At 61.4% G+C, this 13951-nt stretch carries 15 protein-coding genes; 2 read left to right on the top strand and 13 right to left on the bottom strand.

The window, feature by feature from the left end:
- Window positions 1–15 precede the first annotated feature (15 nt).
- Together CXR25_RS09775 and CXR25_RS09780 are read right to left on the bottom strand one after the other, a co-directional pair.
- Window positions 16–750, bottom strand: coding sequence for a hypothetical protein (locus CXR25_RS09775; protein WP_125240536.1), 735 nt, complete (start codon window positions 748–750; stop codon window positions 16–18).
- Between the two features lie 10 nt (window positions 751–760).
- A complete protein-coding gene (locus tag CXR25_RS09780) occupies window positions 761–1507 on the bottom strand; it encodes a DUF5058 family protein (RefSeq protein WP_069600157.1) in 747 nt (248 codons plus the stop codon).
- A gap of 222 nt (window positions 1508–1729) precedes the next feature.
- Between CXR25_RS09780 and CXR25_RS09785 the strand changes: the two genes are divergently transcribed.
- Window positions 1730–2290 carry a maleylpyruvate isomerase N-terminal domain-containing protein gene (locus CXR25_RS09785; RefSeq protein ID WP_125240537.1) on the top strand — a complete coding sequence of 187 codons (561 nt, stop codon included), beginning with the start codon at window positions 1730–1732 and terminating at the stop codon, window positions 2288–2290.
- Between the two features lie 66 nt (window positions 2291–2356).
- Here CXR25_RS09785 and CXR25_RS19375 read toward each other — a convergent pair whose 3' ends face one another.
- The 9 genes from CXR25_RS19375 to CXR25_RS09830 all read right to left on the bottom strand — a co-directional run bounded on the left by CXR25_RS19375 (window position 2357) and on the right by CXR25_RS09830 (window position 11561).
- A complete protein-coding gene (locus CXR25_RS19375; protein WP_122992588.1) occupies window positions 2357–2674 on the bottom strand; it encodes an HIT domain-containing protein in 318 nt (105 codons plus the stop codon).
- 101 nt (window positions 2675–2775) lie between these two features.
- A complete protein-coding gene (locus tag CXR25_RS09795) occupies window positions 2776–3336 on the bottom strand; it encodes a hotdog fold domain-containing protein (protein ID WP_206430631.1) in 561 nt (186 codons plus the stop codon).
- Window positions 3337–3640: 304 nt separating this feature from the next.
- A complete protein-coding gene (locus tag CXR25_RS09800) occupies window positions 3641–4114 on the bottom strand; it encodes a transglycosylase family protein (RefSeq protein WP_009884902.1) in 474 nt (157 codons plus the stop codon).
- A 202-nt stretch (window positions 4115–4316) separates the two neighbouring features.
- On the bottom strand, window positions 4317–6698 hold the full coding sequence (locus CXR25_RS09805; RefSeq protein ID WP_114384901.1) for an ATP-binding cassette domain-containing protein: 2382 nt from the start codon (window positions 6696–6698) through the stop codon (window positions 4317–4319).
- Between the two features lie 5 nt (window positions 6699–6703).
- Entirely contained in the window at window positions 6704–7123 is a 420-nt protein-coding gene (locus CXR25_RS09810) for a VOC family protein (protein WP_009884900.1), read from the bottom strand.
- 11 nt (window positions 7124–7134) lie between these two features.
- The gene (locus CXR25_RS09815; RefSeq protein ID WP_241211482.1) at window positions 7135–7539 is read right to left on the bottom strand and encodes a helix-turn-helix transcriptional regulator; all 405 of its coding nucleotides are present in this window, start codon (window positions 7537–7539) and stop codon (window positions 7135–7137) included.
- A gap of 26 nt (window positions 7540–7565) precedes the next feature.
- Complete coding sequence (locus CXR25_RS09820; protein WP_181871737.1) at window positions 7566–9110, bottom strand: APC family permease; 1545 nt, start codon at window positions 9108–9110, stop codon at window positions 7566–7568.
- Window positions 9111–9134: 24 nt separating this feature from the next.
- Complete coding sequence (locus CXR25_RS09825; RefSeq protein ID WP_114384903.1) at window positions 9135–10487, bottom strand: flavin monoamine oxidase family protein; 1353 nt, start codon at window positions 10485–10487, stop codon at window positions 9135–9137.
- A gap of 102 nt (window positions 10488–10589) precedes the next feature.
- Window positions 10590–11561 carry an SDR family oxidoreductase gene (locus CXR25_RS09830; RefSeq protein ID WP_069601349.1) on the bottom strand — a complete coding sequence of 324 codons (972 nt, stop codon included), beginning with the start codon at window positions 11559–11561 and terminating at the stop codon, window positions 10590–10592.
- Window positions 11562–11619: 58 nt separating this feature from the next.
- Here CXR25_RS09830 and CXR25_RS09835 point away from each other — a divergent pair, with 58 nt between their 5' ends.
- Window positions 11620–12564 (top strand): helix-turn-helix transcriptional regulator, encoded by a 945-nt coding sequence (locus CXR25_RS09835; protein ID WP_009884894.1) that lies wholly within the window; start codon window positions 11620–11622, stop codon window positions 12562–12564.
- A gap of 25 nt (window positions 12565–12589) precedes the next feature.
- Here CXR25_RS09835 and CXR25_RS19140 read toward each other — a convergent pair whose 3' ends face one another.
- Both CXR25_RS19140 and CXR25_RS09845 read right to left on the bottom strand, forming a co-directional pair.
- The gene (locus CXR25_RS19140) at window positions 12590–13405 is read right to left on the bottom strand and encodes a septal ring lytic transglycosylase RlpA family protein (protein ID WP_096158734.1); all 816 of its coding nucleotides are present in this window, start codon (window positions 13403–13405) and stop codon (window positions 12590–12592) included.
- 176 nt (window positions 13406–13581) lie between these two features.
- Complete coding sequence (locus tag CXR25_RS09845; protein ID WP_226823530.1) at window positions 13582–13905, bottom strand: hypothetical protein; 324 nt, start codon at window positions 13903–13905, stop codon at window positions 13582–13584.
- Window positions 13906–13951: the final 46 nt, after the last annotated feature.

Raw genomic sequence — 13951 nt, forward strand, 5'->3', positions numbered from 1 at the left:
GGTGGCGGGTGACCGTCAGTTGATTCCGACGTTGTCGCCGTCTGCCGGTCCCTTCTTGTCGGTGAGGGCCTTGTTCCGGGTGAACCAGGTGATGGCGATCGTCAGAATGACGACGATGGCAACATCGCCGGAGGCCAGGACTGGGACGAGCGGGATGAGGACGAGGATGACCAGGGCCGCCGCTCCCAAGGCGATGAGCGTGGACTTGACCTGCCGCAGAGAGGCGATGAGCTGGACTGTGACACCGCCGAGGATGGCCGGCAGGATGTAGAGCTTGGCTACGAGAGTCACCGGTTCGGGAATGATCGAGACCAGCCAGGTGCCGAGGATGCCCACCAAGAGCACCATGGAGGCTACGTGGATCAGTGCCGCTCCGCAGATGGCCATGGTGGCCGCGTATTCGCCCTTGCGCGTACCCGGCTTCACTCCGAGCGTGTCCTGCGCGACGATCGCCGAGGGCAGGAGCTTGTTGGAGATGTTGCCGATCAGGAATGCCTGGTACATGCCGGCGGGTCCGAGGATCGGGAAGTAGGTCAGTGGTTCGACGATGTAGAAGACGCCGTAGACGGCGAAGACGGCCAGGAACCCCTTGAGGATCTCACCGAAGTTGACGTTGGCATCTGCAACGAACAGAAGGTAGAAGGGCACCGAGGTGGCAATGAGGAACCCGATGAACAGAGTGAGTGAGCCCCACTTGGTCGTGGTGCGTTCGAAGGCCGCGTGCGAGGGTGACGTGATGATGTTGGACATGATGTTCTCCTCAGGCTTCGGGTGCGCCAAGACCGGCGTAGTGGGCGAAGTAGGACGCGATGAGACCCACGAGCAGGGAGATTCCAAGTCCCCATTCCTTGAGCCATGGCTGTTTCAACGTCTTTGCGAGGAAGAGACAGATCGTCATCACCACAGCTGAGACGAGGATGGCGATGACGTGTGTCGGGGATTTCGGAAGCTCCCGAAACGTCAGTGCGGCGAAGGCCGCGAGCAGTGCTGCCCCGGGAATGATGGACATCAGTGCCGGATTGACCTTCTCCAGCTTGTGGGAGCTGCGCTTGAAGACCGGAGTCAGGATCAGGGTGGAGATCATCCACCCTGCACCCGAGAGGCTCATGGCCATGAGAGCGACGATGAAGACGCCACGAGTGAAGGTCTCATCACCGAGGCTCGAGCCCATGGTGCCGGCTGCGATCGAGGCCGAGGCAACCTCGGTGGCGGCGGAACCGATGAGACCGACGCGTACGACGACCGGGGGAGTGCCGAAGAGGGGGAGAAGCGCAATGGCGACGAGGACGACGGACAATGACGGCCCGATCGCAGCAACACCGCCTGCTCTGAAGGCCGATTTGACCTCCTGTTGGGTCATGCCCGCGGATTCGGCGTTCTTCTTCACCGCAGTCATGTAGATGAGTGACTGGACGACGACAACGCCCATAACTGCCGCTGCCAGAATCCAGAGAACCGGGGCATTTGCGAGACCGATGTAATCGGCCGACTGACTTGCCAGCACCATAGCGGGGCTCCTCACTTTCTTGTCGGAGTTGCTCACGGGACCGAGCCACCTCTTTGTGGTCCACATCACGTGTGTGAGTAACGTATACCGGGACGGGGCTGAAATGATCATCTTTGGCCAGACTTCCCGACTGGCAAGAACAGACTTCTCAATGCCGACCATCAACGAATCCGATGAGTAACCTCAAGAACACAACTATTCGCGATCAGGAAGACTCGAACAATGGGCAAGCGGAACATCGACAGCTACCTCGACCAGGCAGAGACGTGCTGGGTGACTGCTCTGACCCGAGTCTCAGACGAGCACTTTGATCTCAGGAGCGGATGCCAGGAGTGGACCAATAGGGAACTGATCAACCACCTCATCGGCGGGGGACTGCGCTACGAAAAGCTGCTGGCTCAAGCCCCGCCAGCAGAGGTCGAGGCCACCCGAGGACAGGACCACCTCGGCGAGGATCGAGTTGCGTCGTTCTGGAACCATGAACGGGCCTTCCGCAGAATTGCGGGGGAGTGCGATCTCGACCGCCAGGTGCCTCATCGCATCGGCCCGATCTCCGGCCATCAGCTGATGCGAATGCGCATACTCGAACTGGCGCTCCACGCCGCCGACCTCTCTGTCGGAACCGGTGATAGGTGGCCCATCGATGATGAGCTGGCAAAGTTCATGTCGACAGAGCTCGACGAACTCATCATCGAATTGGGGGAGACTGGGGGATATGCATCGCCGAGACATCGACACTCAGGATCCCACGCAGAGCGCGTGCTGGCGATCTCGGGGCGCTGAGAGGCGAGGGCTGACCTCATTCGTGAGGGGGAGCGGCCGCCGACAGTTGATCGCAGCACCAAAACGTCAGGCCAACTCTTCTCGAAGCAAGGTGCCACCCAGCAGGTGAAGATGCGGATGTGTGATGCGCTGTTTCGTGTCCGGTCCGAAATTCCACACCAACCGATAGCCGCGTTCATTTAATCCGCGCTGTGCGGCAATCTCCGCTGCCCGCCGCATGAGCCGACCGACCCGCGGACTCGACCTCACGCTCGAGAAAATAGGGGAGACCGTCGTAGTGTGCGCGAGGAAACAGAAGCACATGCGTGGGTGCCATAACGCGAAGGGGAGTGATCGCGAGACACTCCGGATCGTCGTAGATGATCTCTGCGGACTCTGTGCCATCGGCCACGTCACACAATATGCAGGTCATAGCGACACCATATAACGCATTTCCAGAAACACATCCGCAGGGGAGCCGGGGATCGGACTTCCTGCACGTCGACCTAGGCAGCCTTCTTCCGAGAGACCCTCATGGTGATCTCCGCGGAGACGAACACCTGACCGTCAGCATCGAGGACATCGACCGGCGCGAGCAGTTCCATCGGATCATCACCGAATTTCGGAAGCGCATCAAGCCGTGCAATGGATGTGACACCGGTGGTGGCCTTGGCCTTGTACTCAACTGTCATTCCGACTGGAATCCAACGATGCGTTGCCGGAACCGTCGCCTCAGTCATCATGCCGGCAGCGATTTCAGCCATATTGCAGGAGGCGATGGCGTGATAGGTGCCGAGATGATTGCGTACGCCGCGACGGTTCGGGGCACTGACTCGGCAATACCCGGGACGCAGCTCATGGATCTGCGGATGAACGGTTCGAAAATAAGGAGCCTTGAAGCACACCGCACGAGTGAAGAGCCAGTTGCCGAACGGGACCTTCTGCAGTTTCTGCCAGATTGTGAAGATCGCGCCCGAAGCTGTGGTGTCCAGACTGCGCGGAGCGCCGGGCATGGAAGTGCGCTGCGCCTCTGCGGTGCCTGTGGTGTCTGCTGTTCCTGCGGTCATGGAATTCTCCTTTGGCCATGGTGCCGGTCGCGGCAATAGTGGTGACGAATGAGTTTACTTAACATAATGTATATTATCGGCGTTATACACATGACCCCAAGGGAGCCACGAGATACCGCTGATATTGAGCTGTCAGTTCTGCCGTCGGTCTTGCCATCAGTTCTGCTGTCATTCCTGCGACGATCATAGTTACCGGTCAGTCACCAGCGTACAAAAAGATGACGGCCGCGGATAGCTTCTCAGCTATTCGCGACCGTCATCGTGCTGACTGCGTGTCAGCCAACTGCGTGTATCAGCAGGTGTCTCAGCTGCCGCCGAGTCCGACCTTGTCGTCATCCTTGGATCCACCATCGTCCTTGGATCCTCCGCCGTCGTCTGCAGCGCCGTTGGCCTTCGTCAGGCCAGCTTCTTCACCACAGACCGGCCATGCTCCCGGGCCCTGCTCCTTGAGAGTCTTCTGAGCGACATCGATCTGCTCTGCCTTGCTGGCCTTGTGAGGCATACCCTCACCGCCGAAGGCCTTCCAGGTCTGCTCCGAGAACTGCAGTCCGCCGTAGTAGCCATTGCCGGTGTTGATGTGCCAGTCACCGCCGGACTCGCACTCGGCGACCTTGTCCCAGACGCCTTCCGAGGACTGAGCCCCTGTGGAGGCCTGAGCTGGGCCGCCCATTCCCGTCAGTCCGGCTGCGGCGACCGCGCCGGCTCCTGCAACGAGGGCGACCTTGCGGAGGCTTGTGCTGTAGAGGTTCACTGTCTCATCTCCGTAATACGACTGCATTTCGGTTCTGTAACTCGGTCGTTACCGAGCCGTTATACACCGTAACGGATCTGAGTGCCGGTGTGAACCGAGATCAAGGTCTCTGCACTCCGAATCGACTCACAGAAGTCACAACACGAACTGAGAGACGAGCCCGTCAGGTGAGTGTCACAGAGGTGCTCGACTCCCCCGAGAATCGCCTCAGACTCCCCCGATATCCGGCTCAGGCACCTGAGACGTAGGCCGCCAGGTGCTGTGCGGTCAAGGACGCGTCCGACTCCGGGGCACCGTCTACGAGTTGCTTCGGAGTGCCTTCGAAGACGATGCGGCCACCGTCGTGTCCGGCCCCGGGTCCTAGGTCGATGATCCAGTCGGCGTGGGCCATGACTGCCTGATGATGCTCGATGACGATAACTGTTCTGCCTGCATCCGCGAGACGGTCGAGCATTCCGAGCAGGTTGTCCACGTCGGCGAGGTGCAGGCCCGTTGTCGGTTCGTCGAGGATGATCACCTGTGCGGCATCCGCGGCTTTGGCCGACAGATGTGTGGCGAGCTTGAGACGCTGTCGCTCACCGCCCGATAAGGTCGTCAACGGCTGTCCCAGGCTGAGATATCCGAGTCCCACCTCGGCGAGGTTGGCGATGATCTTACTCACCGCAGGGATACGTGACTCCTCTGCTGCGAAGTATTCGATGGCTGCTGTCACCGGCAGGTCGAGTACCTCACGGATGTTCTTGCCACCGAGCGTGTATTCGAGGACTTCGGCCTGAAATCCCTTGCCGTCGCAGACATCGCAGGGAGCTGACATTCCCGCCATCATTCCGAGATCGGAGTAGATGATCCCGGCACCGTTGCAGACCGGGCAAGCCCCTTCGGAGTTCGTGCTGAAGAGTGCTGGTTTGACCCCGTTGGCCTTCGCGAATGCCTTCCGAATGGGTTCGAGCATGCCGGTGTAGGTGGCCGGGTTGCTCCGACGTGAGCCCTTGATACCCGCCTGATCGATCATGATCACACCATCGCGATGGCGCAGCGATCCTTCGATGAGGGTGCTCTTGCCCGAACCTGCCACGCCGGTGATCGCAGTGATGACTCCGACAGGAACATCAACATCGACGTCACGCAGATTATGGGCCTGTGCTCCCCTGATCTCGAGACGTCCAGTCGGTTCACGGGTTGTCGCCTTCAGCTGCGCACGGTCATTGAGATGTCGACCGGTGAGGGTGTCACTGGTGATGAGGTCGCCGACGGTGCCGGTGAAGCAGACCTCTCCCCCGGCTGTTCCTGCTCCGGGTCCGAGGTCGACGATGTGATCGGCGATTCTGATGGTCTCGGGTTTGTGTTCGACGACGAGGACTGTGTTGCCCTTGTCTCGAAGCGCGATGAGCAGCCCATTCATTGCGTCGATGTCGTGCGGGTGGAGCCCGATCGTGGGTTCGTCGAAGATATAGGTGACATCGGTCAGTGAGGACCCGAGGTGTCGGACCAGCTTGATTCGCTGTGCCTCTCCCCCGGACAGCGACCCGGCCGAACGGTCAAGGGAGAGATATCCGAGGCCGATGTCGACGAAGGCCTGCACATCTGCGATGAGTGATTCCACGAGGTTGCTGACGCCCTCATCGGGGACTTGGGCGAGCCAGTCCAGGAGGTCAGAGACCTGCATTGCGCAGACTTCCGCGATGGACAGACCGACCAGCTTCGATCCTCGTGCCGCCGAGTTCAGGCGTGTGCCGTCACACTCGGGACACTGCGTATAGACGACCGCACGATCGACGAACTCACGCACATGCTTCTGCATCGCGTCGCGGTCCTTTGACAGGAAGGAGCGTCGAATCCGGGGAATGAGTCCGTCGAAGGTCATATTCGTGCCGTTGATGACGATCTTCTCGTCCTCGGCGTAGAGGAGATTGTGCCTCTCCTCCTCGGTGTAGTCGACGATTGCCTTGTCGGGGTCGAAGTATCCCGATTCCGAATAGAACCGCACGCTCCATCCGCCGGGCTTGTAGCCGGGGATCGTGATCGCACCCTCGTTGAGGGACCTCGAGGAGTCGACCACCTCGGCGATGTCGATGTCTGTGGCCGTGCCCATTCCTTCGCAGTGAGGGCACATCCCTCCATTGACGGTGAAGGTACGTCGCTCGACCTGTTTGTCGGCGCCCTTGTCGATCGTCACGGCTCCCTTGCCGCTGATCGTGGCCACATTGAACGAATAGGCCTTGGTCGATCCCAGGTTCGGTTGAGCCAGCCGGGAGAACAGGATGCGCAGCTTCGCGTTGATGTCGCTGACGGTGCCCACCGTCGATCGCGGGTTGGCCCCGATGCGTTCCTGATCGACGATGATGGCGGTGGTCAGGCCCTCCAACACGTCGACTTCGGGTCTGGCCATAGTCGGCATGAAGCCCTGGACGAAGGCGCTGTACGTCTCGTTGATCAGGCGTTGGGACTCGGCTGCGATCGTGGAGAAGACCAGCGACGATTTGCCGGAACCGGAGACTCCGGTGAACACAGAGAGTCGGCGTTTGGGGATGTCGACAGAGATGTCTGCGAGATTGTTCTCCCGAGCTCCCTGCACACGGATGAGCTCATGGTCATCGGCTGGATGCGTCATACCGATCAGCCGCGCTGCTGAACGCGGATCATATTGCCGGCCGGATCCCGCAGAGCGAAGTCCCGGAGACCGTAGGGCTGGTCCATCGGCTCCTGGACGATGTCGGCTCCCCTGCCCTCCACCTCGGCGAAGGCCTCATCGACGTTCGTGCTTGCCAGCACGATCGCGGCGTAGCTGCCCTTGGCCATGAGCGATTCGATGACTGCCCTCTCCTCGTCGCTGATGGTCGGGTCGGTGATCGCTGGGGTGAGCACGATCGAGGTATCGGGTTGACCGGCAGGGCCCACAGTCAGCCACCGCATCTGCCCTGATCCGACATCGAGGCGAACCTCGAAGCCGAGGACGTCACGGTAGAAGGTCAGGGATGCTTCGGCATCGGTGTGAGGCAGGAAGCTGGCGTTGATTGAAATATTCATGATCGTCATCCTAGTGCGCATCACCGGGGTGGAACTTCTCGATTCCTGACCGGTCTGAGCACATTCTTGACGATGATCGTCGGCAGGTCGTGGTCGCCTTCGACGACGCCGGAACGGTAGCGGGAGGGTGAGACCCCGACAAGTTCGCTGAATCGAGTGGAGAACGTGCCCAGCGATGAGAATCCCACAGCGAAGCAGATATCTGTGATCGACAGGTCACCGCGACGAATCAGTGCCATGGAGCGTTCGATGCGCCGGGTCATGAGATAGGAATAGAGCGACTCCCCGTAGGCAGCTTTGAATCCGCGACTGAGGTGCCCGGCCGACATATGCACCCCGGCGGCAAGTTCCTGGACGTTGAGAGGCTGGTCGAATTCTCTGTCGATGCGGTCGCGCACACGCCTCAGGATGGCCAGCTGCTGCACAGACGGAGTGTCGCTGCCTCTCGCGCTCACCCTGTGTGGACTCCCTGTGTCAGCGTCTTCCCGCGGAAGTAGTCGGGGTGCCTGCGGGATTGGATGATCATGATGACCACACCCAGGAGCAGGACGCCGATGCCCAGTACGAAGACCAGTCCGATGCCGAAGACCGAAGAGCCGGAACCATAGTCGGGATCGAGTGAGTCGATCGCGGTGGTCACGAAGATCACCAGCAGGGTCACTCCCCCGACCAGCGGGAAGAGGCACCTGAAGAAGAAGTTCTTCGCCCCGGAGAACAGGGACCGTCGGAAGTACCAGATGCAGGCCAGGCCGGTCACACCGTAGTAGAAGCAGACCATCAGCCCCAAGGCAGTGATCGTGTCCCACAGTGCGTTCTCTGACAGCAGACGCATGACCACATAGAAGATGATTGCGGCCGTCGCCGAGGTGATGGTGGCCACGGATGGAGACTTGTACCGGGGCGAGATCTTTCCGTACTTCTTCGGCAGCGCCCCGTAGTGGCCCATGGCCAGGATCGTGCGCGAGGGAGAGACCATCGTCGACTGCAGCGAGGCCAGTGAGCTAGAGAGGACGGCGATCGAGACGAGAACGGCGAAGGGCCCCATCACCGGGCCGGCGAGGACGGCGAAGATGGATTCCTGATTCTCCGGATTCCCCGCGCCCAGCCCCTCGGTGCCGACACCGGCGAACGAGATGACGGCGACGGTGCAGGCCAGGTAGATGATGACGATGGCGATGATCGTGAGCATGGCTGCGCGTCCGGGAGTCTTCTCCGGGTCCTTCGCCTCTTCGTTCATGGTGATGACGGTGTCCCAGCCCCAGAACAGGAAGATGGACAGAGACACTGCCGCTGCGACCGTCGAGAAGTCTCCGGCCTCGGCAGGGTTGAACCAGCCGAGTTCGACCGGTGTGGGGTCGAAGGCGGTGCCGTTGGACACGTGGACGAATGCTGCGATGACGAACCAGCCGAGTGCAAGTACCTGGAAGGCGACGAGCCAGACCTGAATCTTCTCGGTGGCTTCGACTCCGCGGTAGGAGATCCACGCGGCGGCCGCGGTCAGGAGAACTGTGACAGGAATGTTGATCCACAGCACTCGGGTCAGATCGGCGATTCCTGGGTCACCGAAGATCTGCGCCAGCAGCAGGAACAGGAAGTCCACTGCCACTGCGGCCAGGTTCGAGAGCACGAGGATCGTGGCAGAGATCAGGCCCCATCCTCCCATCCAGCCCAGCCAGGGCCCGAAGGCGCGGGTCGCCCAGGTGAAGGTCGTCCCGGAATCGGGCATGGCAGTGTTGAGTTCGCGGTAGCCGAAGACGACGAGCAGCATCGGAACGAATCCGATGAGCAGAATCGCCGGAGTGTGCACACCGACCTGCGAGATCGTCGGTCCCAGCCCCGAGGTCAGGGTGTAGGCGGGCGCGATGCAGGAGATGCCGATGACGGCACCGCCGATGGCACCGATCTTGCCCGCCGACAGCCCCTTGGAGCTCAGACCCGAAGCGGATGTCGCAGACGCGCTTCCGGTCGGGCCCGGTGATGGAGTTGCCGAGGTCATCAGTTCAACCTTTCAGACATGTGCTCAGGTGCCCAAGATCATACGGGCGGTGTCCTGCCCGATCCTGATGGCGCCATCGACGTGCTGGTACCCGTGTGCTGCAATGTCCGAACTTGCGAAGTGGATGGGACCGACTGGGTCGTTCTGGAACCGGCCCCACCGGTGCAGTCCACCGAGGTCGTAGCTGGTCGCATACGCTCCACGGGTCCATTCCTCGGAGCCGAAGTCCGACAGGTAGAAGACGTCAGGCTCCAGGGCACGTGGACCGAGGAAGTCTGCCAGGCATTCGACGATGCGCTGCTTGCGGGTGTCCTCGTCGAGGGCGAACATCGCATCGGCGTTGACGTCTGAGATGAATCCGACGAGAGTCCCCTGCTCTTCACCGTGATTGGTGTTGTCATAGACCTCCTGAACCAGCTGGCCGGCACCGAATCCGGTTCCGCACAGGCCGTCTTCACGCCAGAACGGTGTCGGATAGGTGGCATGGACCTTGATCACCAGACCCATCGACTGGTGCTGGTGGAAGACCTGCTGGAGTCGGGGCAGATGCGGGGAGTAGCTGATGCGTGAGTACAGGTTCGGCGGGACGGCCACAATGGCACGATCGGCCGACACGGTCATCGCATCGGTGCCGACGCTCACCGCATCCTCCGTCCACTCAATGGTGCGCACGGGGCTATTGAGGTGGACGACGCCTTCACCGAGCTCGCTGGCCATCTGCTCGGAGACCGACTGCATTCCACCCACGACGCGGCGGTCGAGAATGAAATGATCATCGACGAGGTGGGTGAATGATCCCGCCGAGGCGGCCATGAGTATCGCCTGCAGTGCGGAGAATGCGGTGGCCGGCTTCGTCAGCATTCCGCCCGCGATGAACATGCCGATGTTCGCGCACGCGGTCTCATCGTCTGATTGTTGGCGCAGCCAATGGTGGAACGACACCGAATCGAGTTCGGCAGCATCCTCGGCTTCCCACGGAGCTGTCGGTCCGATGCGGGCGGCGAGCTCGTCCAACTGCGCGATCAGCCGTTCCATCTCCGCTTGGGTCGACTCCCCCACTGGGAACATGTCGCCGCTGTAGACGGAACGTGTGCCGTCCGGTGCGATGTAGACGCTGTCGCCTTCTCGGTAGCGCTGGTACGTCTCCTTGCCCAGCTCCTCGACGAGTTCGAGGAGTGCCGTCTGGTCAGGTGAGATCCACTGACCACCGATTTCGTACATCTGACCGTCGATGTGATCTGTCCACGTCCGACCGCCCACACGATCTCGTGCCTCGAGGACCACAACGTCCTTACCTGCTGCCTGCAGCGTCCGGGCCGCACTCAGGCCGGTCGGGCCAGCTCCGACGATGACCACATCGCATGTTCGATCCGTCATCCTGCACTCCTTCGAAAGTTCCACTTATGTGATCAGAGTAACCAGGGAACCAGGGCCTGCCAAGGCGAGTTCGGGTCCGGTCGGACCGGTGCGGAATCGGTTTCAGCGATACTCGCGGGCGTCCGCGCCCAAGTCGGCCTCCTTGGCTGCCATGAAGCTCCAGGAATCGGGTCGAGAACCATCGATATCGTCGATCGCGTAGATATCTGCGAGTTCCCGCGTGCTCAATGTGCGTGTGTTGAACCGGTGCCGTTGCGCGTCCGAGGCCACTGCGACGACAGTTCGCCCCAACAGGTGTGGGGTCTCCGAAATCGCGAAATCCGCAGGCGGCAGTTCACGCTCGGTATCCAGAGAGTCTCGCAGCCAAGTCTGCTCACTCGTGTCGAAGAGGTCGAGCATCATCTCCGATCTCAGCCAGCCTGGGGTGATCGCCAACGCGGTGCACTCGGAGTCGCTGAGCTCGTGGCCGAGTCCGAACGCCAGCCTGCTCACCGCCGTCTTCGTCAGGTCGAGATAGATGGACTCCCGGTAGTGGGCAGCATTGAACTCGGAGGTTCCGTCGGTGATCTCGATGTGCAGTCCCCCTGGGGTGCGTGTCAGCAGAGGGAGTGCAGCGTGGGCTGTGTGCAGGTGCGTGAGCAGGCCCGCGTTCACCAACCTCATGCCCGAGTCGAAGTCCGTGTCCCAGAACTTCTCGCCCCAGGAGACGTAGGCCTCTCCCCCGATGTCGTTGACGACAACGTCAAGCCGACCGTGCTGCTCATCGATGCGGCGCACTACCTCGTGGATCATCTCCGGTTTCAGGTGATCGCAGACGAGCGCCTGGGCGTGGCCGCCGTCTGCTTCGATGAGTTGGGCTGTGCCCTCGATCGTCTCGCTGCGACCGTAGTCGGATGGCTGCGCCGAGGTGGATCGTCCTGTGCAGTACACGAACGCTCCCGCCCGGGCCAGATTCCTGGCGATGGCGCGTCCGGCACCCCGGGTTGCGCCGGCGACGAGAGCGACTCGGCCCTTAAGCGGACGCTGGACGAAGGGAGGAAATTCTGGTTCTGCTGGTGCCTGGGATGAGGTCATGATGACAGCATCTCGTGCGATCACTGACACCTCATGTCAGTGATGAAGACTATTCTTGATGAGCATGAAGGCAGCACGGCTGGTGTCGGAGATCGTCATCCTCAGCGCGAGGAGCGTACCGATCACTGCCGCGAATCTGGCCGAGCGGCTCGAGGTCACCGAACGGACGGTCTATCGCGATCTCGGCGACCTGTCTCGGATGGGTGTGCCCGTGGTGACAGAGGCCGGCCCAGGTGGGGGCATCAGCCTGCTGGGAACCTGGACGTCTCCGCTGTCGGGCATGACCCGTGATGAGCTTGATTCAGTGCTCATCGGAGGTGCCGCAGCAGCCGATCTCGGGTTCGCACGGGAGTTGGCGACGGCGCGGGAGAAGATCCTGTCCGAGACGGAATCCGTCTTCTCATCGAACGTCCTCGTCGACGGGCCCGACTGGTTCATGACACATGAGCGTCCCGAGGCGCTCTCGGTCATCGTCACGGCTCTGCGTTCGCACCGCGGACTGCAGTTTCGGTATGCAGCCCGTACGGGATCACGACTTCGCACTGCCATTCCGCTGGGACTCGTCGTCAAGGCCGGTCGCTGGTACCTCATCGCACAGCCTCCCGGAGGCAGACCCCGAACCTACCGGGTCTCCCGGATGACTGCGATCGCACTGCGCTACGTCGCGGTTTCACGGCCGGTGGAATTCCACCTCGGCGACTATTGGTCGCGGTCTCAGGTCGAATTCGACCGCACCGTCAGGTCGACGACGGTGAGACTGCGGGTTCCCAGCCACAGCCTCGACGATCTGCGCCGGGCAGTTCCGGGTCGAGTCACCGAGGAGGCAATCGAGGCAGGATCCATCACCGCCGACGACTATGTCATCGACCTTCCGATGGAGCCCGTGGACGTCGCTGTCTCCCAGCTGATCACGGTGCCCGGAGTCGAGGTCATATCACCTGGAGAACTCCGACTGGCGCTGCATGAACGGGCCCGTCAAGCGGCCGCGTGCAATGGTCCCTGACGTCGCTCAGCGACGCCAGGGACGGTCACTGGACTTCGTATTTGCCGTTGATCTGCCCGGCACCGACTCCGCCGACTGCTTCCATGGCGGCCTTGGACAGGTCGATGCAGCGGCTGCCGTGGTAGGGACCACGGTCATTGATGCGCACGGTCACGGATTTTCCGTTGGCGGTATTGGTGATCTTGACCTGCGACCCGAAGGGCAGCGTCTTATGCGCAGCGGTCAGCTTGTTGGTGTCGAAGATCTCCCCGTTGGCCGTCGGCCGGCCATCGAATCCATCGCCTCCGCCGTAGTACGACATCGGGCAGGTACCGGACTCGCCAGCGGACTCACCGGACTTCGAGGGTTCGTCATTGGTATCAGGAGCGGGCTTCTTCGTGTCTGTGCCGCCTGCGGTGCCGCCCGTGGTCGCGTCCGTGCTCGCAGCCTCGTCGGACGCGGTCTCCGACGGGGTCGGGCTCGGTGTCTCGACCTTGGACTTGAGGGAGATCTCGGCTGGCTTCTCTTTGGCCTGCTTCTTCGCTTTGGCCAGGAACTCATCTGGGGATTGGGTCGCCTCGGCTGCGGCGACGACAGGAGATTCGGCGACGACCTGCTGGTCACCGCCGGCGCTGCCGGGCACCATCGCCAGGCTGGATGCGACGACCGCTGCTGTTGCGGCGGTGGGAACGATGAATGCGGAGAGCACTGGACGTGCACGCACCGAGGCCAGCACTCCCCCAGCGGTGTTCGCAGATGCCTGGGTCCCCTGCGGCGAATGCCGTCCGGACTTCTTCGGTGCCTTGAACGCAGAGAAGAGCGATCCCGTCGATTTCGAACGGGGTGAAGAGTGTTTACCCACAGTCAGTCCTTGTATAGATGTGCCGGTGTCCTTCGCAAACATGGGTCTCAGTGATCGAGCAAGGCTCAACACTGACTCCAAGTTATCGGATCGTTACCTGAACACAGTCTAATTAAGAAACTGTTACAAAAGCAATGCGGCACGCTAAAAAGCGTGCCGCATCAATGGTTATCGGGTCACTCGGACTTGCGGTTGACCAGCCTGCGGACGGTATCGGCGCCGGTGGTCACACCTTCCTGGGCCTTGTCGAAGACTCGCTCGACCTTGCCGCTTCGCACGGCATCGTCGATCGCGTGGGAGACATTGCCCAGCGCCTTCTTCACGTTCGTCTCGGTGGTCTCGATGAGACGGTTGCCAGAGGTGGCTTCACGAGCGTTCTTCACACCGCTGCTGGCCGCACCGTAGGCTCTGGTGGCTGCCGAACGCACCCTTTCGGTCGGGGTCCGCTTGGTGGAGTCAATGACGTAGTCAGGTTCAATCGGATCTTGTGTTCGGCTCATGTCTCCATAGTTGTCGACCCTGCTCGTCAGGTCAACAGCAACATAG

This window comes from Brevibacterium aurantiacum, from assembly GCF_003932995.1.
GTDB classification, from domain to species: Bacteria; Actinomycetota; Actinomycetes; order Actinomycetales; family Brevibacteriaceae; genus Brevibacterium; species Brevibacterium aurantiacum.

Bases quoted from the DNA above. Each gene is read 5' to 3' on its own strand.
- CXR25_RS09775 (WP_125240536.1), bottom strand. From the start codon at position 750: ATGTCCAACATCATCACGTCACCCTCGCACGCGGCCTTCGAACGCACC.
- CXR25_RS09780 (WP_069600157.1), bottom strand. From the start codon at position 1,507: ATGGTGCTGGCAAGTCAGTCGGCCGATTACATCGGTCTCGCAAATGCC.
- CXR25_RS09785 (WP_125240537.1), top strand. From the start codon at position 1,730: ATGGGCAAGCGGAACATCGACAGCTACCTCGACCAGGCAGAGACGTGC.
- CXR25_RS19375 (WP_122992588.1), bottom strand. From the start codon at position 2,674: ATGGCACAGAGTCCGCAGAGATCATCTACGACGATCCGGAGTGTCTCG.
- CXR25_RS09795 (WP_206430631.1), bottom strand. From the start codon at position 3,336: ATGACCGCAGGAACAGCAGACACCACAGGCACCGCAGAGGCGCAGCGC.
- CXR25_RS09800 (WP_009884902.1), bottom strand. From the start codon at position 4,114: ATGCAGTCGTATTACGGAGATGAGACAGTGAACCTCTACAGCACAAGC.
- CXR25_RS09805 (WP_114384901.1), bottom strand. From the start codon at position 6,698: ATGACGCATCCAGCCGATGACCATGAGCTCATCCGTGTGCAGGGAGCT.
- CXR25_RS09810 (WP_009884900.1), bottom strand. From the start codon at position 7,123: ATGACGATCATGAATATTTCAATCAACGCCAGCTTCCTGCCTCACACC.
- CXR25_RS09820 (WP_181871737.1), bottom strand. From the start codon at position 9,110: ATGACCTCGGCAACTCCATCACCGGGCCCGACCGGAAGCGCGTCTGCG.
- CXR25_RS09825 (WP_114384903.1), bottom strand. From the start codon at position 10,487: ATGACGGATCGAACATGCGATGTGGTCATCGTCGGAGCTGGCCCGACC.
- CXR25_RS09830 (WP_069601349.1), bottom strand. From the start codon at position 11,561: ATGACCTCATCCCAGGCACCAGCAGAACCAGAATTTCCTCCCTTCGTC.
- CXR25_RS09835 (WP_009884894.1), top strand. From the start codon at position 11,620: ATGAGCATGAAGGCAGCACGGCTGGTGTCGGAGATCGTCATCCTCAGC.
- CXR25_RS09845 (WP_226823530.1), bottom strand. From the start codon at position 13,905: ATGAGCCGAACACAAGATCCGATTGAACCTGACTACGTCATTGACTCC.